Annotated in this window: 23 protein-coding genes; 15 read left to right on the forward strand and 8 right to left on the reverse strand. The window is 68.5% G+C overall.

Going from position 1 to position 21205, the window contains the following annotated elements:
- The first annotated feature begins 3 nt into the window (after positions 1-3).
- Genes ACFU8V_RS10460 through lnt form a run of 9 tightly spaced genes read left to right on the forward strand, consistent with a single transcriptional unit; the run spans position 4 to position 9722 of the window.
- A complete protein-coding gene (locus tag ACFU8V_RS10460; protein ID WP_025103433.1) occupies positions 4-687 on the forward strand; it encodes an HAD family phosphatase in 684 nt (227 codons plus the stop codon).
- Entirely contained in the window at positions 684-1703 is a 1020-nt protein-coding gene (locus ACFU8V_RS10465) for a tRNA (adenine-N1)-methyltransferase (protein WP_025103434.1), read from the forward strand. Before ACFU8V_RS10460 ends, ACFU8V_RS10465 begins: the two co-directional genes overlap by 4 nt.
- Positions 1704-1713: 10 nt before the next feature.
- Positions 1714-2646: a hypothetical protein gene (locus tag ACFU8V_RS10470; RefSeq protein ID WP_378870896.1), complete on the forward strand. Its 933-nt coding sequence runs from the start codon at positions 1714-1716 to the stop codon at positions 2644-2646.
- On the forward strand, positions 2646-3638 hold the full coding sequence (locus tag ACFU8V_RS10475; RefSeq protein WP_025103436.1) for a YafY family protein: 993 nt from the start codon (positions 2646-2648) through the stop codon (positions 3636-3638). Before ACFU8V_RS10470 ends, ACFU8V_RS10475 begins: the two co-directional genes overlap by 1 nt.
- Positions 3635-4618 (forward strand): helix-turn-helix transcriptional regulator, encoded by a 984-nt coding sequence (locus tag ACFU8V_RS10480; RefSeq protein WP_378870900.1) that lies wholly within the window; start codon positions 3635-3637, stop codon positions 4616-4618. The genes ACFU8V_RS10475 and ACFU8V_RS10480 overlap by 4 nt, the downstream gene beginning before the upstream one ends.
- Before the next feature lie 45 nt (positions 4619-4663).
- Positions 4664-4900, forward strand: a complete 237-nt coding sequence (gene tatA / locus ACFU8V_RS10485; RefSeq protein WP_025103438.1) for a twin-arginine translocase TatA/TatE family subunit — start codon at positions 4664-4666, stop codon at positions 4898-4900.
- 57 nt (positions 4901-4957) lie between these two features.
- Complete coding sequence (tatC, locus tag ACFU8V_RS10490; protein ID WP_025103439.1) at positions 4958-5716, forward strand: twin-arginine translocase subunit TatC; 759 nt, start codon at positions 4958-4960, stop codon at positions 5714-5716.
- Positions 5713-8187: an RNA helicase gene (locus ACFU8V_RS10495; protein WP_025103440.1), complete on the forward strand. Its 2475-nt coding sequence runs from the start codon at positions 5713-5715 to the stop codon at positions 8185-8187. The genes tatC and ACFU8V_RS10495 overlap by 4 nt, the downstream gene beginning before the upstream one ends.
- An 11-nt stretch (positions 8188-8198) precedes the next feature.
- Positions 8199-9722, forward strand: coding sequence for an apolipoprotein N-acyltransferase (gene lnt / locus ACFU8V_RS10500; protein ID WP_378870905.1), 1524 nt, complete (start codon positions 8199-8201; stop codon positions 9720-9722).
- Here lnt and ACFU8V_RS10505 read toward each other — a convergent pair.
- The 4 genes from ACFU8V_RS10505 to ACFU8V_RS10520 form a co-directional block, all read right to left on the reverse strand.
- Positions 9719-10102: an RNA polymerase-binding protein RbpA gene (locus ACFU8V_RS10505; RefSeq protein WP_060921636.1), complete on the reverse strand. Its 384-nt coding sequence runs from the start codon at positions 10100-10102 to the stop codon at positions 9719-9721. The two genes, lnt and ACFU8V_RS10505, sit on opposite strands and share 4 nt — an antisense overlap.
- A gap of 116 nt (positions 10103-10218) precedes the next feature.
- The gene (locus tag ACFU8V_RS10510; RefSeq protein ID WP_378870909.1) at positions 10219-10995 is read right to left on the reverse strand and encodes a glycerophosphodiester phosphodiesterase family protein; all 777 of its coding nucleotides are present in this window, start codon (positions 10993-10995) and stop codon (positions 10219-10221) included.
- Complete coding sequence (locus tag ACFU8V_RS10515) at positions 10992-11921, reverse strand: SPFH domain-containing protein (protein ID WP_378870912.1); 930 nt, start codon at positions 11919-11921, stop codon at positions 10992-10994. Before ACFU8V_RS10515 ends, ACFU8V_RS10510 begins: the two co-directional genes overlap by 4 nt.
- 8 nt (positions 11922-11929) lie before the next feature.
- Entirely contained in the window at positions 11930-12403 is a 474-nt protein-coding gene (locus tag ACFU8V_RS10520) for an NfeD family protein (RefSeq protein WP_025103445.1), read from the reverse strand.
- Positions 12404-12525: 122 nt separating this feature from the next.
- Here ACFU8V_RS10520 and ACFU8V_RS10525 point away from each other — a divergent pair, with 122 nt between their 5' ends.
- The gene (locus ACFU8V_RS10525) at positions 12526-13290 is read left to right on the forward strand and encodes an SDR family oxidoreductase (RefSeq protein ID WP_374459791.1); all 765 of its coding nucleotides are present in this window, start codon (positions 12526-12528) and stop codon (positions 13288-13290) included.
- 62 nt (positions 13291-13352) lie between these two features.
- Here ACFU8V_RS10525 and ACFU8V_RS10530 read toward each other — a convergent pair whose 3' ends face one another.
- Positions 13353-13940 carry an HdeD family acid-resistance protein gene (locus ACFU8V_RS10530; RefSeq protein WP_025103447.1) on the reverse strand — a complete coding sequence of 196 codons (588 nt, stop codon included), beginning with the start codon at positions 13938-13940 and terminating at the stop codon, positions 13353-13355.
- A gap of 179 nt (positions 13941-14119) precedes the next feature.
- Here ACFU8V_RS10530 and ACFU8V_RS10535 point away from each other — a divergent pair, with 179 nt between their 5' ends.
- From ACFU8V_RS10535 to ACFU8V_RS10545, 3 genes are read left to right on the forward strand one after another with little or no spacing between them, the layout of a single operon-like run.
- A complete protein-coding gene (locus tag ACFU8V_RS10535; protein ID WP_051582213.1) occupies positions 14120-14518 on the forward strand; it encodes a helix-turn-helix transcriptional regulator in 399 nt (132 codons plus the stop codon).
- Between the two features lie 5 nt (positions 14519-14523).
- Positions 14524-14934 (forward strand): VOC family protein, encoded by a 411-nt coding sequence (locus tag ACFU8V_RS10540; RefSeq protein ID WP_025103449.1) that lies wholly within the window; start codon positions 14524-14526, stop codon positions 14932-14934.
- A 27-nt stretch (positions 14935-14961) separates the two neighbouring features.
- The gene (locus ACFU8V_RS10545; RefSeq protein ID WP_378870919.1) at positions 14962-17319 is read left to right on the forward strand and encodes an ATP-binding cassette domain-containing protein; all 2358 of its coding nucleotides are present in this window, start codon (positions 14962-14964) and stop codon (positions 17317-17319) included.
- A gap of 115 nt (positions 17320-17434) precedes the next feature.
- Here ACFU8V_RS10545 and ACFU8V_RS10550 read toward each other — a convergent pair whose 3' ends face one another.
- The 3 genes from ACFU8V_RS10550 to ACFU8V_RS10560 are packed head-to-tail and all read right to left on the reverse strand — an operon-like array spanning position 17435 to position 19570.
- Positions 17435-18253 carry an ornithine carbamoyltransferase gene (locus ACFU8V_RS10550; protein WP_301178383.1) on the reverse strand — a complete coding sequence of 273 codons (819 nt, stop codon included), beginning with the start codon at positions 18251-18253 and terminating at the stop codon, positions 17435-17437.
- Positions 18254-18281: 28 nt separating this feature from the next.
- Positions 18282-19067, reverse strand: coding sequence for a peptidoglycan recognition family protein (locus tag ACFU8V_RS10555; protein WP_315105982.1), 786 nt, complete (start codon positions 19065-19067; stop codon positions 18282-18284).
- Positions 19064-19570, reverse strand: a complete 507-nt coding sequence (locus ACFU8V_RS10560; RefSeq protein ID WP_085607501.1) for a hypothetical protein — start codon at positions 19568-19570, stop codon at positions 19064-19066. The genes ACFU8V_RS10555 and ACFU8V_RS10560 overlap by 4 nt, the downstream gene beginning before the upstream one ends.
- Positions 19571-19599: 29 nt before the next feature.
- Between ACFU8V_RS10560 and ACFU8V_RS10565 the strand changes: the two genes are divergently transcribed.
- Both ACFU8V_RS10565 and ACFU8V_RS10570 read left to right on the forward strand, forming a co-directional pair.
- Positions 19600-19995, forward strand: a complete 396-nt coding sequence (locus ACFU8V_RS10565; RefSeq protein ID WP_378871864.1) for an HIT family protein — start codon at positions 19600-19602, stop codon at positions 19993-19995.
- A 91-nt stretch (positions 19996-20086) separates the two neighbouring features.
- Positions 20087-21193: a hypothetical protein gene (locus ACFU8V_RS10570; protein ID WP_378870924.1), complete on the forward strand. Its 1107-nt coding sequence runs from the start codon at positions 20087-20089 to the stop codon at positions 21191-21193.
- Positions 21194-21205 lie beyond the last annotated feature (12 nt).

Genomic DNA, 21205 nt, shown 5'->3' on the forward strand with positions numbered 1-21205 from the left:
TCAGTGAGCAACAAGCCCCGCGCGGTCCTCTGGGACATGGATGGAACACTCGTCGACACCGAGCCGTACTGGATGGCGGCCGAGACCGCACTGGTGGAGTCGTTCGGCGGTACGTGGTCCCATGAGGACGCCCTGCAGCTCGTGGGCAGCGGCCTCATCGACAGCGCGATCATCCTCCAGGGCGCGGGGGTCGACATGGCCCCCGAGGCGATCGTCTCCCACCTCACGACGGCCGTGCAGGAGTCGCTGCGGGCCCAGGGCGTCCCCTTCCGGCCGGGCGCCCAGGAGCTTCTCCGCGATCTCCGTGCCGCCGGTATCCCGACCGGTCTGGTGACGATGTCGCTGCGCCGGATGGCTCTCGACGTGGTCGGGCTGATCGAGTTCGAGGCCTTCGACATCGTCGTGGCCGGAGATGACGTCGACAACCCCAAGCCGCACCCGGAGCCGTACCTCCAGGCCGCCGCGCTCCTCGACGTCGACATCGCCGAGGTCGTGGTCATCGAGGATTCCCCGACCGGTCTCCGCGCGGGCCTCGCCTCCGGCGCTCTGACGCTCGGCGTGCCCCACATCGTCCCGCTCGACGGCCTCGGCGCCCACGAGCTGTGGCCGACCCTCGACGGCCGCGGTGCCGCCGACCTCGTGGAGCTCTTCGGCTCCCGCGCTGCGATCACGGAGGCCACCCGATGACGACCACGTCCGCCCCGCGCCCCAGCGGCCCCTTCCGGGAGGGCGACCGCGTACAGCTCACCGGCCCGAAGGGTCGCCTGCACACCGTGACGCTCCGCGAGGACGGCGAGCTGCACACGCACCACGGGGTCCTCCGGCACCGCGACCTCATCGGGCTCCCTGATGGCTCGGTCGTGGCGAACAGCTCCGGGCACGAGTACCTGGCGCTGCGGCCGCTGCTGCGGGACTTCGCGATGTCGATGCCCCGCGGTGCCGCGATCGTGTACCCGAAGGACGCGGCGCAGATCGTCATGCAGGCCGACATCTTCCCGGGCGCCACCGTCGTCGAGGCCGGTGTCGGGTCCGGTGCTCTGTCGCTCTCGCTCCTCCGGGCCGTGGGCTCCACGGGGCGCCTGCTCTCCTTCGAGCGCCGCGAGGACTTCGCCGAGGTCGCCCAGGCCAATGTGGAGACCTTCTTCGGGGAGCGCCCCGACTCCTGGCGCGTCGTCGTCGGAGACCTCGTCGCCGCGCTGCCCGTGGAAGTCGAGCCCGGCACCGTCGACCGGGTGGTGCTCGACATGCTCGCGCCCTGGGAGTGCATCGAGGCGGTCGCGGAGGCGCTGACCCCCGGCGGTGTCGTGCTCTGCTACATCGCCACCGCCACGCAGCTCTCCCGCGTCGCCGAGTTCATCCGCGGCACCGGGCTCTTCACCGACCCCGAGGCGTCGGAGACCATGGTCCGCGGGTGGCACGTGGAGGGGCTGGCTGTCCGGCCGGACCACCGCATGGTCGCGCACACGGGGTTCCTCCTCACGGCTCGCCGGCTCGCCCCGGGTGCCGTGGCCCCGTCTGTGAAGCGTCGGGCCTCGAAGAGCAGCTACAGCGACGAGGACGTCGAGCTGTGGACGCCGGGCGCGGTGGGCGATCGCGAGATCACGGACAAGAACCTCCGCAAGCGCGCGCGAGAGGCCGGGAAGGCGGCTGAGGGCGCGCGGCTGGCGGCGGCATCGCGCGAATCCGAGCACACGACGGAATAGACTGGAGCGCGTGCGTAAAACGTCCGCCGTTCTGGCCTCCCTCAGCCTCGCCGCCCTCGCTCTGACGGGGTGCAGCGTGACCTCTTCGTCCGCCGACGCCTCGTGCGATCGTGGCGGACACGCCAACGGCATCGACAGCGCCGTCACCGTCTCCGGTGAGGTCGGCTCCGAGCCGGACGTCGAGATCTTCGCGCCGGTGCGCCTCACGGAGACGTCCTATGCGGACGTCGTCACGGGGGACGGCCGTGCACTCGTCGACGACGCCCAGCCGCTCGTCGCCCAGATCTCCATCTACGACGGGGCGACCGGCAAGCAGGTTTTCGCGACCACGTACGACGAGGACACCACGCGCGCCTCGACCATCGGGTCCTGGGCCGCGCAGTCTCCCGGAATCGCCGATGTCCTGGAGTGCGCGACCGGCGGCAGCCGCATCGTGGCGGGTCTGACCCCCGAGGACTTCGGGGAGGCGAATCTCGGCGGCTTCGGCATGGGCCAGGACGACATCGCGGTGTTCGTCATCGACGTCGTCGACGCGTTCCTCCCGAAGGCCGAGGGCACGCTGCAGTTCAACGACGCGCAGGGCATGCCGACCGTCGTGCGCGCCGACGACGGCACTCCCGGCATCATCATCCCCGACAGCGCCGCCCCGGACGAGCAGGTCGTCCAGACGCTGATCCGCGGCGACGGCGAGGAGCTGACGGAGGAGCAGACGCCGCTCGTGCACTTCACCGCGGTGAACTGGGACGACAAGACCGTCGTACAGAGCACCTGGGGCCAGTCCGCCACCGACGGCATCCGACAGATCGCCGCGCCGGTCGCGGATGCGCTGGTCGGGAAGCCGGTCGGCTCGCAGGTCCTCGTCGTGCTCCCCAAGACCGAGAGCTCCCCGGCCATGGCCGTCGTGGTCGACATCCTCGGCGTGTCCCCGGTCGCCGCACCCTGATGGCCGCCCGGATCCCTGCCGAAGAGCGCCTGACGAATCTCGTCGTGGCGCTGATGGCCACGGAGATCGGGCTCACCAAGCAGCAGATCCTCGACAACGTCTCCGGCTACCGCCAGCGCGCCGACGCGGGGACGCGGTCGGATGCGCTCGAGAAGATGTTCGAGCGGGACAAGGACGAGCTCCGCTCGCTGGGTGTCCCCATCGAGACCATCGGCGACGCGGCGGACCCGAACGACCTCCGTGAGGCGAGGTATCGCATTCCGCAGGCGGAATACGATCTGCCAGGGGACATCGAATTCTCGCCTGCCGAGTTGGCCGTGCTCCGCCTCGCGGGCAGCGTCTGGAGTGCGGAGTCGGTCTCGGGAGACGCACAGTCCGGTGTCCGCAAGATCCGGGCCCTCGGCATCGACGGCGACGAACCGATCATCGGCTTCGCGCCGCGGATCACCGCCCGCGACCCCGCGTTCGCCCCGCTGCAGGACGCGATCGAACGCAGCAGGGTGGTGTCCTTCGACTACGTGAAGCCGGGCGAGGACGCTCCTCGACGGCGTCGGATCCGGCCCCTCGCCCTCGTGGACTACGAAGCGCGCTGGCACGTGTACGGCGTCGACGTCGACATCGACGAGGACCGGACGTTCCTGTTGAGCCGCATCGTCGGCGACGTCGTCGTCAGCACGAGTACCTTCGACCCCGCGTTGCGCGAAGGGGCGGGGGAGCGGGCTCTGCGAGGTCTGGAGCGCGTCGCCGCGGAGAACTCGGCACTCCTGGAGGTGACGCCCGGCACTGAGGCCGCGTTGCGGCTCGGGCGGCGGGCGACGCCCGCGGCGCAGGGTATCCACGTCCCCTTCGTCGATCTGCACATCTTCGCGGACGAGCTCGCGTCCTACGGTCCCGAGGTCCGCGTCGTCGAGCCCGCACGACTCCGCGATGCCGTGATCGGCCGCCTGCGCGCGGTGGTCGAAGCCCACACCGATGCGGAGGTGTCCGCATGAGCGCGGCTCCGAAGCCTCTCCTCGCCGCGGAGCGCGTGCGTCTCTACCTGACGCTCGTCCCGTACCTGCTCGAGCACGGACAGGTTTCGCTCGCCGAGGCCGCCGAGGAGTTCGGCGTGACCCCGCGGGAGATGCGGGCCATGGTCGAGAAGCTGACGGTCATCGGCCTGCCGGGCGAAGCGGGCTACTGGCAGCAGCCGCAGGAGATGTTCGACATCAACTGGGATCTCCTCGACCTCGAGGACGTCATCGAGATCACGAACGACGTGGCCCTCCGCCGCGTGCCGCGCTTCACCGCACGAGAGGCGGCAGCCCTGCTCGCCGGTCTGCAGATGGTCGCCGCCGTCCCGGCCGTATCCGACTCCGGCCTCGTCGCCGGCCTCATCTCGAAGCTCTCGCGCGGAGCCGCCGATGCGCCGGCCGACGTCGTCGTCGCCCCGACCGCAGTGGACGAAGTGCGCGAGGTCGTCGCCCGCGGCCTGCAGAACGGGGTGGCCGTGTCGTTCACGTACCAGGCTCCCGATGCCGAGCCCACCACGCGCACTGTGGATCCCGTGCAGATCCTCATCACGAACGGACAGTGGTACCTACAGGGCTGGTGCCACATGCGCGAGGCGATGCGCACATTCCACCTCGATCGCGTCAGCGCGCCCACCCTCACCGACATCCCCAGCACGCACGGCGGCGACCGGGTGCCGGAGGCGTTCGCCGGGCTGGAGGAGGAAAGGGAGGTCACCGTCCGCGTCCCGGAGCGCCTCGCTCCGCTGCTCGGCGGTTTCGTGCCCACGGAGACGCTCCGCGCCGGCGACGGGATGGTGACGACGCAGCTCCACCTCGCGGACCCCCGCGGCATCAAACGGCTCGCGGCCCGTTTCGGCGGTGCGATGGAGGTCACGGATCCGGGGATCGCGCGGACCGCCACCCGGGAGTGGGCTGCCGCCGGACTCGCGCTCTACCACCGACCTGACGCCGAGGTTTGATCTGTAGACTGGGGCGGAAAGCCCCCCTACGACGGGATTGTCGATATGTTCGCTGGAATGCAAGGCTGGCACCTGCTCATCGTGCTGGCCGTTATCCTCCTCCTCTTCGGCGCTGCCAAGCTGCCGGCTCTCGCGAAGAGCATGGGCCAGTCGGCCCGCGTCTTCAAGGGTGAGATGAAGGCCATGAAGGAAGAAGACGCGGTTCGTGCCGAGTCGGCTCCCGCGGAGCCGACGACGGTGAAGGACTCGGGCACCGACCCTGAGACTCCGCCTCGCGCCTGACCGGCCGTGGCAGCCATCGAACCGACCGTGATGCCGACGGCGGATCGGGATCGGCGGATGTCGCTGGGCGCACATCTCGTCGAACTGCGCAAGCGCCTCATGTATGCGGCGATCGCTCTGGTCGTCGGCATGGTCGTGGCGTTCATCATCGCGGACCCGGTCATCCACTTCATCACCGGTCCCATCCGCATCATCTCGGAACAGCGAGGTGATGACTTCAGCGCCCTGAACTTCGCGACAGTGACGTCCGCGTTCGACATGCGTATGCGCATCGCCTTCACGATCGGCCTGTTCCTCTCTGCACCCGTCTGGCTGTGGCAGATCTGGGCCTTCATCATGCCCGGCCTCACCCGCAAGGAGATCCGCTACACCGTCGGCTTCGTCGTCGCCGCGGTGCCGCTGTTCTTCGCGGGGTGCTATCTCGGGGTGCAGATCATGCCGCACGTCATCGAACTCATGTGGAGCTTCACGCCGGAGGGCGGCACCAACTTCTACTCCGCGCAGGAGTACTACGACTTCGTGTTCAAGCTGATGATCGTCATCGGCATCTCGTTCGTCCTCCCCGTCTTCCTCGTCGCGCTCAACCTCGCCGGCGTGATGTCGGGCCGCGCCATCCTCAAAGGGTGGCGGGTGGCGATCCTCATCGCGACGATCTTCGCCGCGCTGGCGACCCCGGCAGCGGATGTGGTGAGCATGCTCATGCTGGCCGGCATCCTCATCGTCCTCTTCTTCGCAGCGGCAGGACTCTCCCTCCTCTTCGACCGACGCAAGCGCAAGCGGGACACCGCCGCCGGACTCGTCCCGGACGCCACATGAGTTCGCCGTCCGAGCGGTACGCGCAGGCTCAGGAGAGCGCCGCGCACCCGGAGACGGCGGCGTTCGCCGCGCGCCAGCGCTTCCAGCTCGATCCGTTCCAGCTCGCCGGCTGCCACGCCCTGGAGAACGGACGCAGCGTTCTCGTGGCCGCCCCCACGGGTGCCGGGAAGACCATCGTGGGGGAGTTCGCCATCCACCTGGCGATGCAGACCGCGACGGACAAGGCGTTCTACACCACGCCGATGAAGGCGCTGTCCAACCAGAAGTTCCGCGAACTCGTCGATGTGTACGGTGCGGACGACGTCGGTCTGCTGACGGGCGACACCAACATCAACGGCAACGCACGCATCGTGGTCATGACCACCGAGGTCCTGCGGAACATGATCTATGCCGACTCCGCGGCTCTGCGCGACCTGCGCTACGTCGTGATGGACGAGGTGCACTATCTGGCCGACCGCTTCCGGGGTGCCGTGTGGGAAGAGGTCATCATCCACCTCCCGCCCCGCGTGCGCCTGGTCTCGCTGAGCGCGACGGTGTCGAACGCCGAGGAGTTCGGCGACTGGCTCGACACGGTTCGCGGTGACACCGAGGTCATCGTCTCCGAGATCCGTCCGGTGCCGTTGGAGCAGCACGTGCTCGTGCGCGACGACCTGCTGCCGCTCTTCGACGACCGTGCCGGCATCGCCACGGCGCAGGTGAACCAGGAGCTCATGCGCATCCGGTCGTTCACCGGCTCCACCTACGAGAGCAACCGTCAGGCGCAGTCGTATCGCAGCAACCGGCACGCCGGGCGGCAGGCCCCCCGACCGCCTCGGGGCGGGCGCCGCCCCGTGCGCGCGGCGAACGCGCGCCGGATCGAGCGCATGGACCGCCCGGACGTGGTCGAGCTGCTGGAGCGCTCGAACCTGCTCCCCGCCATCTTCTTCATCTTCAGCCGCGTGGGCTGCGACGCCGCGGTGCAGCAGGTACGGCGATCCGGGCTCCGCCTGACCTCGGCGGAGGAGCGGGCCGAGATCCGGGCCATCGTCGAGGAGCGCACGCGCACTCTGCAGGACGAGGATCTCGGGGTGCTGGGCTACTGGGAATGGCTGGACAACCTCGAACGGGGCGTGGCCGCCCATCACGCGGGCCTCCTGCCGGCCTTCAAAGAGGTCGTCGAGGAGCTGTTCCAGCGCAAGCTGCTCAAGGTCGTCTTCGCGACCGAGACGCTGGCCCTCGGCATCAACATGCCGGCGCGGACGGTGGTGCTCGAGAAGATGGAGAAGTTCAACGGAGAGGCTCGCGTCGCGATCACCTCCGGTGAGTACACACAGCTCACGGGCCGCGCCGGGCGCCGCGGCATCGACGTCGAGGGGCACGCGGTCGTGCAGTGGAGCGAGGGCATGGACCCACAGGCCGTCGCCGCCCTCGCGTCGCGGCGGACCTATCCGCTCAACTCCAGCTTCCGGCCGACGTACAACATGGCCGTCAACCTCATCGACCTGTTCGGCCAGGCGAGAGCCCGGGAGATCCTGGAGTCGTCGTTCGCCCAATTCCAGGCGGACCGCGCCGTGGTCGGGCTGGCCAGACAGGTGCGGGAGGCCGAGGAGTCGCTGGCCGGCTATCAGTCGGCGATGGCGTGCGAGCACGGCGACTTCCCGGAGTACGCCGCCATCCGCCGCGAGCTGAGCGACCTCGAGAAGAAGAACCGGCAGGACACCCAGGCCCCGCGCGCTGCTCGGGACAAGCGGATGAAGCGGATCCAGACGCTCCGCACGCGGATGCAGCGCCACCCCTGCCACCGCTGTCCTGACCGCGAGAAGCACGCCCGGTGGGCCGAGCGCTACTGGAAGCTCAAGCGCCAGACCGATCGCACGCGCCGTCAGATCGAGACCAGGACCGGCACGGTGGCCCGCGTCTTCGACCGTGTCGTCGAGGTGCTGGAGACACTGGACTACGTCCGTCGCGACGAGGACGGGATGCACCTGACCGACGCCGGGCGCACGATGCGGCGGATCTACGGTGAGCGCGACCTGCTCGTGGCCGAATCGCTGCGTCAAGGCCTCTGGAAGGGGCTGGACGCGCCGTCGCTGGCCGCGATGGCATGCTGCCTCGTGTACGAACCGCGCCGCGACGAAGCGAACGCGGGGGAGCGGGGCCTCCCGAGGGGCGCCTTCCGAGCGGCATACGAGAAGACGACCGCTCTCTGGGCCGAGCTCGACGACCTGGAGCAGGACCATCAGCTCCCGGGAAGCGAGCCGCTGGCCGCCGGGCTCGCGGGTGCGATGCACGCCTGGGCGCGCGGCGGGATGCTCGACCGCGTCCTCATCGATGCCGACATGGCGGCAGGCGACTTCGTGCGGTGGGCGAAGCAGACCATCGACCTCCTGGATCAGCTGTCCATCGTCGCGGAAGACGCCGCGCTCGCACGCACCGCCCGGGCTGCCCTCGACGGTGTGCGCCGTGGCATCGTCGCCTACTCCTCGATGTGAGATCCGCCCGCATGACCGAAGCCTCCGTCCGTCGACGCGCCCTCCTGCCCCTCTGGGCCGCCGTTCCCCTGGCCGGCCTGGCTGCGCTGCTCATGGACCTCACGTTCCCCGAGGCGGCGATCTGGATCCTGGCCTTCCCTGCCACCGCCCTGCTTCTGGTCGCGCTGATCGGCCGTCGGGCCGGGGGAGCGCTGCTCGTGGCTCTCGTGTACGGCGTCGTGTTCTTCGCGCTGCTCGTGTCGTGGACGTCTCGATACCTCGGGCCGCTGCCCTGGGCGGCTCTGAGCGTCGTCGAGGGCGTCCTCACGGCCGTCGGACTCATCCCCGTGACCCTCGCGTACCGGTGGCTGCCCCGAGCCTGGCCGGGCGTGGCGGGACGTCTGCTGACCCTCCCGGCCGTCGTCGCGGCGCTGTGGGTGGGGCGGGAGCTGTTCCTCGGCTGGTGGCCGTACGGCGGCTTCCCCTGGGCTCGTCTCGGGATGAGCCAGGCCGAGAGCCCCCTCGCCGAGCTCTCCTCCTGGATCGGCGTGAGCGGGCTGAGCTTCCTCATGGTCTTCCTCGTCGCGATGGTGATCGAGATCATCCGGATGGGGCTCTGGCGGCGACCGATCACCCTGCTCGCGCCGGCCGCCCTCGTCCTGATCCTCTTCTTCACACCGCTGTTCCCGACCACGCCGTCGGGCTCGATGCGCATCGCTGCGGTGCAGGGGAACGGGCCGACCGGCTACTTCGACGAGCGCGAGCCCTTCGCCGTGATCCAGGCGCAGACGGAGGCGACCGAGCCGCTGTACGGCGAGGACGTCGACCTGCTCGTGTGGCCGGAGGGCGGGCTCGATACGGATCCCTTCGCGAACTCCGTCATCGCGCGACGGATGACCCTGGTGTCGAACCGCATCGATGCGCCGCTGCTCGCCAACGCCGCCACCGGCCGCGGGAACCTCTACTACAACACCTCGATGCTCTGGCTGCCGGACGGCACAGCGCGGCAGAAGCACGACAAGCGTCATCCCGTGCCCTTCGGCGAGTACGTGCCGGATCGGGCCTTCTTCAACGCCCTGGTCCCGGATCTCATCGGGCTGATCCAGCGCGAATACACCCCCGGAACCAACCCGCCGATCGTTGAGGTGGGCGATGTCCGCGTCGGTCTGGCGATCTGCTTCGACGTGATCTACGACGACGTGATCACGGAGGGGTTGAACGGCGGCGCCGAGGTCCTGGTCTTCCAGACGAACAACGCCGATTTCCGCGGCACGGACGAGAATCTCCAGCAGCTCGCGTTCGCACGGATGCGCGCGATCGAGACGGGCCGGAGCGTCGTCAACATCTCCACGGTCGGCACGAGCCAGGTCATCCTCCCGGACGGGCGGACGGTCACGAGCCTGGACGCGGATGAGGCCGGAGCGATGCTCGAGGATGTCGAGCTGCGCTCCGGCCTCACGGCGGGAATCGTCCTGGGCCCCTGGCTGCAGCAGGTGCTGCTCTGGGGCGGTCTGGGCGCGCTCGGTCTCGGGTGGTGGCGCGCCCGTCGGCGCTAGGCGCCGATCTTCTCGCGGGTGGGGTCCTCGCCGGCACCGCGCCGGGCTCGGATGTACGCGAGGCGCTCTTCGAGAAGCTCCTCCAGCTCCGCACGGGTACGGCGCTCCATGAGCATGTCCCAGTGGGTGCGGGCGGCCTTCTCGTCGGTGGCCTCGAGGGTGACGGCCTCGCCGTCGACCTTCAGGCGGGCTTCCGCTCCGCAGGAACGGCACTCCCAGGTCTGAGGCGGTTCGGCATCGGCGGCGAACATGAGCGTGGTGTCGTGTCCGCAGGTGTCACAGGTGTAGGTGGTCTCACGGCGCTCCATGAAAACGACGCCCTCTTCGCTCTGTAGGCTCTGGGCGCCGAGTCGGATGCCGCGCAGGCTGCGATCTGCCATTGTGTGGTCCTCTCGTCGCTGTCAGGTATAACGTTCGAGCCTGTGCGCTTCATCCACGTCGGGGCGTTCTGCGCGGTATTCACAGGGGAATCCCAGCGCCGGAGGATATGGGGCGCTCAGGGCTTCCGGAACGTGGCGACGGCGAGGTCGGCGCGGTCGGTCACGACGCCGTCCACACCCGCGTCGATGAGGCGCCGCATGTCGTCCGCGTCGTTCACGGTCCAGACGTGGACCTCGGTGTCGGCCCGGTGGGCGGCGCGGAGGAGTGCGGGCGTCAGCACCCTGATCGCGCCGTGACGCTCGGGGATCTGCAGGGCGTCGATCTCCCGGAGCAGTCTGCCGGGGGAGAGGCGCACGGCGGAGAGCGAACGCAGGGCCGCGATCGTCCGACTCCCGCCGGAGGTGGCGGGCCGGAGCGCGGTGCCGGTCTGCCGCACGGCCTCCAGTGTCGCCCGCCGGTTGGCATCCGAGAAGCTGGTGACGAGGACACGATGCGTGTGCGCGGCGAGGATGGGGCCCAGCGGCGCCGCGGCGGCCGGTGTCTTCACGTCGATGTTGAACCGGGTCTCCGGGAATGCGGAGAGCGCCTCGGCCACCGTGAGCAGGCCGCCGTGCTCGGCGAACAGCGCGCTCAGCTCCCGCGTCCTGACCTCGTGGACGGCGCGCGGATCGTCCACGAGACGGCGCAGATCGTGATCGTGGAAGAGCACGACGTCACCGTCGGCGGTGACCTGGCAGTCCGTTTCGATGTACTCGGCCCCGGCGGCATGCGCCGCGGCGAAGGCGGCTGCGGTGTTCTCCCAGACGCCGGATTCCCGCCCCTCGGCGGTCACCAGGCCCCGATGGGCCAGGATGCGCGGCTGCTCGGCCTTGACGAAGTACGGGTGCGTCACGCGCCGGTGGGGGGAGTGGTCGAACCCGGGCCCGTCTTGGGAGTGAAGGCCGTGCCGATGCCCTTGAGCGCCTCGGTCAGCTCGCTCGGGATGATCCAGAGCTTGCTGGACGGGCTTTCGCTGATCTTCGGGAGCATCTGCAGATACTGGTAGGCGAGGAGCTTGTCGTCCGGCGCGCCCTGGTGGATCGCGGTGAAGACGCTCTGGATCGCCTCCGCCTCACCCTGGGCGCGCAGGACGGCCGCCTGCTTGTCACCCTCGGCTCGGAGGATCTCCGCCTGACGAAGGCCCTCCGCTTCGAGGATCGCGGACTGCTTCGTCCCCTCGGCGGTGAGGATCGCGGCGCGGCGGTCCCGCTCGGCGCGCATCTGCTTCTCCATGGAGTCCTGGATGGACACGGGCGGGTCGATGGCCTTGAGCTCGACACGACCGACGCGGATGCCCCACTTGCCGGTCGCCTCGTCGAGGACCACGCGGAGCTGCCCGTTGATGTTGTCGCGGCTCGTCAGGGCCTCTTCGAGGTTCAGACCACCCACGACGTTGCGGAGAGTCGTGGTGGTGAGCTGTTCCACGGCGCCGAGGTAGTTCGCGATCTCGTACGTCGCGGCGCGGGCATCGGTCACCTGGAAGTAGACGACGGTGTCGATGGAGACGACGAGGTTGTCCTCGGTGATCACGGGCTGCGGCGGGAAGGACACCACCTGCTCGCGCATGTCGATCAGCGGCCTCAGGCGGTCGATGAACGGCACGAGGATGTTGAGGCCGGGGGAGAGGGTCTTGTGGTACCGGCCGAGCCGTTCCACCACGCCGGCGGTCGCCTGCGGAATGATGCGGATCGCCCGCGCGATCGTGACGATCACGAAGATGATGACCGCGATCACCAGGATCCAGATGATCACGGTCGGGATGATCGATGCGTCGTCCACGCGTGCTCCTAGTCGTTGAGGGGTCGGACGATGGCGGTCGCGCCGTTGATCGCACTGACGGCGACAGGCGCCCCCGCGGGGATGGCCATCGGGGTAGTCGTTCGGGCCGTCCAGGTGTCGCCGTTCGCGAGCTTCGCCTGACCGGAGATCTGCGTGATCTCACTGAGCGCGATGCCGCGGAGGTCGACCAGCGCCTCGACGTTCGATCGCGTGGGATCGGCTCCGCGGTGCAGGCGGCGCAGGAGGGGTGGCCGCAGGAAGAGGATGAAGAGGGCGGATGCCAAGGCGGCGATGAGGATCTGGATCCAGACCGGGAGGCCGACGAAGTCGGTGACGAGACCGATCACGCTCCCGAAGCTCAGCATCAGGAAGGTGAAGTCGAGGGAGAGCATCTCGATGACGAGGAAGACGGCGATGAGGACCAGCCATCCGATCCATGCCCAGTGGTCGATGAACGTGACGAACGTCGAGAAGTTGTCCATGCGGCCTCCTTTGCCGTCAACGTATCACGCGCGGCGACAGCGGACCGGCCGCCACCGCGCCCCGTTGGTAATCTGTGAGAGCCGTGCGCTCACGGCGTTCCACGCACCATGAGGAGTCACCCGTGACCGACGTTCTTCCCGCAGGATCCCTCGACGGCAAGGTGGCCCTCGTCACCGGCTCATCGCGGGGGATCGGCGCCGACACCGTGCGGTACCTCGCCGAGGCCGGCGCCGACGTCGTGATCAACTACCGGAACAAGGCGCCGCGCGCGGAGAAGCTCGCGGCGCAGCTGCGCGAGCTCGGCCGTCGGGCGCTGGTCGTCGGTGCGGATCTCACCGACCCCGCGTCGGTCGCCGAGATGTTCGACGCCGTCCGCGCCGAGTACGGGCGCCTCGATGTGCTCGTCCTGAACGCGTCGGGAGGCATGGAGTCGGGCATGGCCGAGGACTACGCCCTGAAGCTCAATCGTGACGCGCAGCTCAATGTGCTCGACGCCGCGACGCCGCTGCTGTCGGACGGCGCACGCGTCGTGTTCGTCACCAGCCACCAGGCGCACTTCATCCGCACGACGCCGACGATGCCGGAGTACGAGCCCGTCGCGCTCTCCAAGCGCGCCGGTGAGGACGCGCTGCGGGAGCTCATCCCCGGTCTCTCGGAGAAGGGGATCGGCTTCACGGTCGTCTCCGGCGACATGATCGAGGGCACGATCACCGCGACGCTGCTCGAGCGCGCGAACCCGGGCGCCATCGCCGAGCGCCGCGAGTCCGCCGGCCGCCTCTACAACGTGTCCGAGTTCGCCGCCGAGGTCGCCAAGGCCGTGGTCGACCCCGTCCCCGCGGACAACACCCGCCTCGTCGGCGACGTGAGCGCCTTCGCCGCGGAATAGTCGTCAGACGCGAAACGCCCCGGACCCGCTGCTGCAGGTCCGGGGCGTCTCACTTCTGCGGATCAGACGGCGGCAGCGCCCGTGGTGAAGGCCTTCTCGTCCTTGCCGAGCGTGATCGCGCGGATGATCTGCACGATGCCGAGCACGACGAGCGAGATGCCCAGGAGCAGCCAGAGCGCGAAGCCGGCGATGACCGGCGAGAAGAGGACGATGATTCCGGCGATGATGCTGAGGATCGCGTAGATCAGCGTCCAGACCCGCGATCCGTCGCTACCGAGCAGCGAGAGCGCCACGACGCCGTCGACGATCCAGCTCACGCCGATGAAGATCACGACGACCAGCGCGAGGGTGGCGGCGGCGACGTTCAGGTTGAAGAACGCGATGACGCCGGCGACGATGTAGAGCAGGCCGAGCACGATGTGTCCGACGCGCGACCAGCCGCCCTTCGCGCGGGAGAAGATGCCGAGGCCGATGTACACGACTCCCGCGACGATCAGGTAGGACGCGAAGATCGCCGTCACGATGACGGCCGACTTCACCGGCCAGACCAGCAGCGCGATGCCCGCGAGCAGCGCGAGAACGCCGGAGACCGCGAGAGCGACGCGGATGGATTTGAAGAACGACTTCGTTTCAGCGAGTGCTTCAGACATGGCTGGGAACCCCTTCTGAGAGAATCCTGTGAGGATGCCCCCAGGGTAGCGCCGGATCTCCGGCAGCGGGGGAGGAGGGCCTCCGCGCGTCGCGGATGGTCATTCCGCGTCTTCCGGCGTCATGGCAGGATCATGACGTGACACCGGTGGATGATGCTCGCCTGCGGGAGCTTGTCGTGATGAGGAAGGTCCGCGACCGCATCGATCGCGAGTACGCGAAGCCCTTGGACGTCGAGGCTCTGGCGCGGGGCGTGCACCTGTCGGCCGGCCATCTCAGCCGGCGGTTTCGCGAGACGTACGGCGAATCTCCGTACTCCTATCTGATGACCCGCCGCATCGAGCGTGCCATGGCGCTGCTGCGTCGCGGCGACCTCAGCGTCACCGAGGTGTGCTTCGCGGTGGGCTGCTCCTCGCTGGGCACGTTCAGCACCCGGTTCTCGGAGCTGGTCGGTGTCCCACCCAGCGTGTACCGTGAACGCGCCGCGAACGTCGAGGGCATCCCGTCGTTCCACGCCAAGCAGGTCACCCGACCGATCAGGAATCGAGAAGCGCCGCGCCCCGAGGCGCACCTAACGTGAGCATCATGAAGATCAGCATCCACTACGCCTTCCTCCCGCACACCGACGCCGACGCCGCCCTCGGCTTCTATCGCGACGCCCTCGGCTTCGAGGTGCGCAACGACGTCGGATACGACGGCCTGCGCTGGCTCACGGTCGGCCCGGTCGGCCAGCCCGAGACCTCGATCGTCCTCCACCCGCCGGCCACCGACCCCGGCATCACCGAGGCGGAGCGGCAGACCATCCTGGAACTCATCGCGAAGGGCAGCTATGGCGCTCTCACCCTCGCGAGCGATGACCTGGACGCCCTGTTCGAGCGGCTGGTCGCTGTCGGCGCCGATGTCGTCCAGGAGCCGATGGACCAGCCCTACGGCGTCCGCGACTGCGCTTTCCGCGATCCCGCCGGCAACCTGCTCCGTATCAACCAGGCCGCCTGACGGCGCCACCACCACGAAGGACGCCGCATGACCGCTGTCGAGCACCCCGCGGACACCCACGACCTCATCCGCGTGCAGGGCGCGCGCGAGAACAACCTCAAGGACGTGAGCGTCGACATCCCGAAGCGACGCCTCACGGTGTTCACCGGTGTCTCGGGGTCGGGGAAGAGCTCTCTCGTCTTCGACACGATCGCCGCCGAATCGCGTCGGATGATCGACGAGACGTACAGCGCCTTCGTGCAGGGCTTCATGCCATCGGTGCCGCGCCCCGACGTCGACGTGCTGGAAGGGCTCACCACGGCGATCATCGTGGACCAGGAGCGTCTCGGCGCGAACCCGCGGTCGACCGTCGGCACCGTGACGGATGCCAACGCCATGCTCCGCATCCTGTTCAGCAAGCTGGGCCAGCCCTACATCGGCGGTCCGACGGCGTTCTCGTTCAACATCCCGACGCAGAAGGCCAGCGGCGTCATGACCGGGCCGGGTGGCGAGAAGAAGATCGTGAAGGACGCGATCTACCTCGGCGGCATGTGCCCGCGATGTGAAGGCAGGGGAGTGGTGTCGGACCTCGACCTGTCCCAGATCGTCGATGAGTCGAAGTCCCTCGACGAGGGCGCGATCATGGTGCCCGGGTACACCGCCGACGGCTGGATGGTGAAGGGGTTCTCGCAGTCCGGGTTCTACCCGGGGGACAAGCCCATCTCGTCCTTCACCGACAAGCAACGCCACCTCTTCCTCTACGGAGAGGTCACGAAGGTCAAGATCTCGGGTATCAACATGACCTACGAGGGTCTGATCCCGAAGATCACGAAGTCCATGCTCTCGAAAGACCTCGACGCGCTCCAGCCGCACATCCGTGCTTTCGTCGAGCGCGTGGCCACCTTCGCGGTGTGCCCGGAGTGCGACGGTACTCGTCTCACCGAGGGCGCGCGATCCTCGAAGATCGACGGCGTGAGCATCGCCGACGCGTGCCGTATGCAGGTGACGGATCTCGCCGCGTGGGTCCGCGGCCTGGATCTCCCGGGAGCCGGGCCGCTGCTCCAGGCGCTGAGTGCCAACCTCGACGCCTTCGTGACCCTCGGCCTGGGGTACCTGAGCCTGGACCGGCCCTCGGGGACGCTGTCCGGGGGAGAGGCGCAGCGGATCAAGATGCTGCGGCACCTGGGGTCCTCGTTGACCGACGTCACCTACGTGTTCGACGAGCCGACCATCGGGCTGCATCCGCACGACATCCAGCGGATGAACGGCCTGCTGCTCCGACTCCGCGACAAGGGGAACACGGTACTCGTCGTCGAGCACAAGCCGGAGACCATCGCGATCGGCGATCACGTCGTGGACCTGGGGCCGGGTGCGGGAAGCGCCGGGGGAGAGATCTGCTATCAGGGGAGCGTCGAGGGTCTCACAGCCAGTGGAACACTGACGGGGCAGCACCTTGACGACCGTGCACAGCTGAAGGACGCCGTGCGTGGCCGCACCGGCGCGATCGAGGTGCGCGGCGCATCCACGAACAACCTCCAGAACATCGACGTCGACATCCCGACCGGCGTCCTGACCGTCGTCACCGGTGTCGCCGGCTCCGGTAAGAGCTCGCTCATCCACGGTTCGGTGACCGGACGCGAGGGCGTGGTGGCGATCGATCAATCCGCCATCAAGGGCTCGCGTCGCAGCAACCCCGCGACGTACACGGGGCTGCTCGAGCCCATCCGGAAAGCCTTCGCGAAGGCGAACGGCGTGAGGCCCGCCCTGTTCAGCGCGAACTCCGAGGGCGCCTGTCCTACGTGCAAGGGCGCGGGTGTCATCATCACCGAGCTCGGGTTCATGGACACCATCGAGACCCCTTGTGAGGACTGCGGCGGTAAGCGCTTCCAGGCGGCGGTGCTGGAGTACAAGCTCGGCGGCAAGGACATCACCGAGGTGCTCGACCTTCCGGTCTCCGAGGCTCGTGTGTTCTTCAGCGAGGGCGAGGCCAAGCTCCCGGCCGCGGCTGCCATCCTCGGACGCCTGGAGGACGTGGGGCTCGGGTACCTGTCGCTCGGCCAGCCGTTGTCGACCCTGTCGGGCGGTGAACGACAGCGCATCAAGCTCGCGATCCAGATGGGCGAGAAGGGCGACGTGTACGTGCTGGACGAGCCGACGACGGGTCTGCATCTCGCTGACGTCGACACGATCCTCGGCCTGTTGGATCGACTCGTCGACGCCGGCAAGACGGTGGTCGTCATCGAGCACCACCAGGCCGTCATGGCACACGCCGACTGGATCATCGACGTCGGACCGGGAGCCGGCCACGACGGCGGCCGCATCGTGTTCGAGGGAACGCCTGCCGAGCTCGTCGCTGACGCGTCGACACTGACGGGCGAACATCTCGCGGCGTACGTCAGTCGGTGAGGGGAAAGTCGAGCGATCCGGGCCCGCTCTCGCGCTCCCTACCCTTCATACGGATTATCCGATAATGCACATTATGTCAGCTTGAGGAAAGAGCGCCACCCCGACCATCTCCCCGTCATCCCTCGATCGCCCACCCCATGATCGCCTGCTGCACGCTCTTCAGGTGACGTTTGAACTCGTAGCCCACGAACGCGGGATGGTTGGCGGCAGCGACCGAAACCTCACGCCCGCGGACGAACGGCGGGCACGGCGCGAAACGGACACCGTCAGGGGCGCTGTCGAGGAGATCCGCAGTGATCCGATAGGGCGCCATGGCCGCGGTGTGCTCCCCCGGCCCATCCGTGATGATCACGTCGGCCTCCTGCACGGCATCGCTGAGATCCTCCTTCCACGGCAGCGCGGGTGTGCGGACCTCCTCCGGGCAGGCCTGCACGACATCGATTCCGAAAGCCCGATGGGCTTCCTCCCAGGCTCGAGCGATGTTGCCGTCTGGTCCCACCACGAGGACTCGGAGTGAGCGGACATCCGTCTCGCGCGAGAGCGCGAAGAGATCGGATAGCACCTCGCACGGGTGGTTCGCGTTGGTCATCGCGTTGACCACCGGGAGAATCCCAGGGGCAGCGAGCTCACGAAGCACGTGGAGATCGGCATGCCGGACGACGAGGAGTTCGACCCACGCCGACAGGTATCCGACGATGTCGACCGCGTCCTCGACGGTGTCGAGCGCCTCCGGAGGGAAGACGATCGGCTGCAAACCCATCTCCGCGGCGCCGCGTTCGAACGAGGCACGCGTCCGCAGGCTCGAGGAAGGGAAGAACAGGGCGGCCGCGCCGTCCCTCCTCGCCAGGGTTCCCGCTTCGATCCGCGCGGCGCGCGCGAAGATCTCCCTCAGATCGTCCCCGGTGAGTTCGGTCAATGAGAGAAGGTGGCGCACTCCCCTATTGTCGCGGACGGCTCCAGCCTCATGACGTCGTGAAGATAACCTGTGCTCGCGCCACGATGTCATCCACTCGCGATTGGAGGAACGGGCCGGGACACTCCGTTCCCGACCACGTCTCCTGGTGGGTGATGACGTGCTCTCGGTCGATCCGGAAGCGCACCGGAACGCCGTCCAGCGTCCGGCCGTCGAAGCCTGCGAGCCACGCGATCATCTGCGCGATCTCCTCCACCTGCGCGGTGGTCACCGTGTACTCCGGGGCTCCGGTGAAATCCAGCGTCTCCACCGCCACGGAGCGCCAGTTCCAGTCCGCGCCGGTCGACGACGGCTTCGCTCCCGGGCGGATCGTCTCGATGACCGAGCCGTCGTGCCGAAGATAGAACGTGGGAGCCGATGATCTCCTGTTGCAGCGGGAGAAGAAGTCCAACTGGTCCGTCGTCGTGCCGGTGTGGTGGATGACGAAGCGGTCGATGACCGGGCTCACGGTTCGACGTTCGCTTCCCGCGATGCTCCGGTCAGCGCGTACCGTCGGGTGGGCGCAGTCCTCGAAACCGAGCGGTACCTCGAGGCCCGTGACCGCGCGGTCGTAGACCGGCTCGTACTCTGGCAGCCCTCGGGGGTTGTCCGGGCGGCGTCCGGTGTCGTCTGCCTCTCCCCCGGAGCTCGTGGAGAGCCAGATGCCGACACCGGTCACCGCGATGCCGGTTCCGGCGGCGATGAGGAATCCCCGCCGCGTGTGCGCCGGCACGTGCTCATCGGCGTCCCGTGCTCCCGGGTCCTCCGGCTGCTGACCCTCCCCGCGCGTACTCACGCGGGCTGGTCGCCGTCTCGGGGTGCTCGGAACTCACGCGGCCGGCGTCGTCCTGGCCAGACGAAATGCGCGACCGAGAAGGCGAGGACCGTCCAAGAGACGACAAACGCCCACCACGGGAGCGCCGCTCCCCCGCTTCCGCCCGCCAGCATGACCGACACGATGCAGGCGCTGAGTCCGACGACGACCCCGACGACGGTGATCTCGCCGTGCGCGAGCCACCGCGCGCGAAGCGCCGAGACGAGGCGAAGGGGCAGGCCGATCACCAGGGCGGTGATCATCGACACGACGGACAGGACGACGGCGATGATGCTCGCCCCGATGAAGGACGTCACCCCGTCGTACTCTTCCGCAGCTCCGAGCGCGAGGAAGAAAGCCACGATGAACAGGAAAAAGCCACCGACGAAGAACTGGCCGAGGATGAGCGAGGCGGTCGAATCGTCGGCTCCCCGAAAGCCCCCGCGTTTCCGCAGGTCTGCCGGGACACGGCGAGGCGAAGTCATATCGTGATCCTACGAGTCGTACCCCTTCGCTGGGAGCATACTCGCGCTACCCTCATCCGTCTCAGGTCCGGCTCGCCAGGAACCAAGCCCATGCGGGGTACTGCCTCGTGATCCTGCGGGAGCACGTGACGGACATGGGTCTCCTGACGACAGACCAGTTGCGCGGTTTCTGGGACGATGTGCAACGTGCGGGGCGAGCGATCGACTCCGTGTACAGTCCGCGGAAGATCGACTACCTGGTCATGGGCCATCGGATGCCGCATCTGCACGCTCACGTCTTCCCCCAGCACTCCCATGATGATCCGAAACGGAACGTGGACATCGCCGACGGGCCTGTGCTCCCCTCAGCTGACGATCTCCGAGGCGGGGTACACGCTCTCCGGAGGGCATGGAGTGCGATCGCAACAGGTCCTGCGGAACGGTAGGTTCATCCTCAGGAACAGGCACATTTCGGCCTCGGCAGGATCGAGGGGCCTGAACTTCCGCCTGCTGACTGGGGAGATGTGGGGCGGGCGGATGGACGCGGATGACGAGAGGGCGGGAGGGCTGCTGACGCCCACCGTGGTGGGCTTGGCGCTGGCGATTTTCAGCGCAGCGGTGGCGGTGGCCTCGACATTCGTGATCGCCGATCCTCGAATCGGCGTTCTGGCCGCAGTGACGCTGTCTTTCGGGTGCGTCGGAGTGGCGGCCGGCCTCCTGCTCACGAGGCGAAGGACCTGGGGCGACCCCTCGTGGCCTCCAGGCACGGAGCCGAAGCCCTGGACGGCCCGACGCACCCGTCGGGTCTTCTTGCTCTACGGGGTCTTCCTTCTCCTCATCTCCGTAGGTGGGGTGGTCACACTGGCGGGGACCGATCAGAACGAGGCCGACGACCCGCTGCGCGGATGGGTGCTGTCCGCCGTGCTCGGTGTGGTGGGCCTGACGTCGATCATCAGAGGGGTGCGACGGCAGCCTCAACCGGTGCACTCGTCCGATCGCCCGGAGAGCGAGCCGAACGTCGACGTACAGGAGTGGATGCCGTTAGGGCCCTCTCGTTCGCGGACTCTCTTTCCCTGGTGGGCTCTTCACGTCTTCTCCGGACAGCCGCTTCTCCTTGCGATGATGATCGGCGCGTTCCTCATCCCGGTGGCGGCGGGACCGCTCGGCGCATGGACGTGGCCGCTCGCGGCTGCGCTGCTGGCGGCCGTGGCGATCACCGTCAGCGCCGTCGTGCGGCGACGTTCGCGACCGCCGCGCATCTCACGCGACGCCACCCGTCTGCTCGTCGGCACGAAGGAGATCCCGACCGCGACCCTCACGACGGCCATGGTCATCGCACACCCCTGGGAGCCGGACGCCACAGCCCGGAGTATCGCGGTCGTCCTCACGGCATCGGATCGCTCGCGAGCAGTGGTGGGCTTGCGAGAACGAGGGCTCCTCGTGTTGACCGATGAGCAGACGGAACTCCTCATCGCGGCGATCGAGCGAGCCCACATCGATCTCCCCCGCGACAAAGACGATCCGCGCGGAAGGTTCTCACGGATGCTGTACCCCAACCATCTGACGAAATCGGATGCCCTTCAGCTCGTGCAGGAGCCCCCGGGTGACGGCGAGCCGCTGCCGGTGGGGTCCTCAGTCACGTGAGCCAGAGCGCCG

Source organism: Microbacterium sp. NPDC057658 (genome assembly GCF_042799975.1).
Taxonomy (GTDB): Bacteria; Actinomycetota; Actinomycetes; order Actinomycetales; family Microbacteriaceae; genus Microbacterium.

Excerpts from the sequence above, each read along its gene's own strand:
- ACFU8V_RS10465 (WP_025103434.1), top strand. The coding sequence starts at position 684 with ATGACGACCACGTCCGCCCCGCGCCCCAGCGGCCCCTTCCGGGAGGGC.
- tatC (WP_025103439.1), top strand. The coding sequence starts at position 4,958 with ATGTCGCTGGGCGCACATCTCGTCGAACTGCGCAAGCGCCTCATGTAT.
- ACFU8V_RS10520 (WP_025103445.1), bottom strand. The coding sequence starts at position 12,403 with ATGGACAACTTCTCGACGTTCGTCACGTTCATCGACCACTGGGCATGG.
- ACFU8V_RS10530 (WP_025103447.1), bottom strand. The coding sequence starts at position 13,940 with ATGTCTGAAGCACTCGCTGAAACGAAGTCGTTCTTCAAATCCATCCGC.
- ACFU8V_RS10495 (WP_025103440.1), top strand. The coding sequence starts at position 5,713 with ATGAGTTCGCCGTCCGAGCGGTACGCGCAGGCTCAGGAGAGCGCCGCG.
- lnt (WP_378870905.1), top strand. The coding sequence starts at position 8,199 with ATGACCGAAGCCTCCGTCCGTCGACGCGCCCTCCTGCCCCTCTGGGCC.
- ACFU8V_RS10560 (WP_085607501.1), bottom strand. The coding sequence starts at position 19,570 with ATGACTTCGCCTCGCCGTGTCCCGGCAGACCTGCGGAAACGCGGGGGC.
- ACFU8V_RS10545 (WP_378870919.1), top strand. The coding sequence starts at position 14,962 with ATGACCGCTGTCGAGCACCCCGCGGACACCCACGACCTCATCCGCGTG.
- ACFU8V_RS10505 (WP_060921636.1), bottom strand. The coding sequence starts at position 10,102 with ATGGCAGATCGCAGCCTGCGCGGCATCCGACTCGGCGCCCAGAGCCTA.
- ACFU8V_RS10540 (WP_025103449.1), top strand. The coding sequence starts at position 14,524 with ATGAAGATCAGCATCCACTACGCCTTCCTCCCGCACACCGACGCCGAC.
- ACFU8V_RS10475 (WP_025103436.1), top strand. The coding sequence starts at position 2,646 with ATGGCCGCCCGGATCCCTGCCGAAGAGCGCCTGACGAATCTCGTCGTG.
- ACFU8V_RS10570 (WP_378870924.1), top strand. The coding sequence starts at position 20,087 with ATGGACGCGGATGACGAGAGGGCGGGAGGGCTGCTGACGCCCACCGTG.
- ACFU8V_RS10480 (WP_378870900.1), top strand. The coding sequence starts at position 3,635 with ATGAGCGCGGCTCCGAAGCCTCTCCTCGCCGCGGAGCGCGTGCGTCTC.
- tatA (WP_025103438.1), top strand. The coding sequence starts at position 4,664 with ATGTTCGCTGGAATGCAAGGCTGGCACCTGCTCATCGTGCTGGCCGTT.
- ACFU8V_RS10535 (WP_051582213.1), top strand. The coding sequence starts at position 14,120 with ATGAGGAAGGTCCGCGACCGCATCGATCGCGAGTACGCGAAGCCCTTG.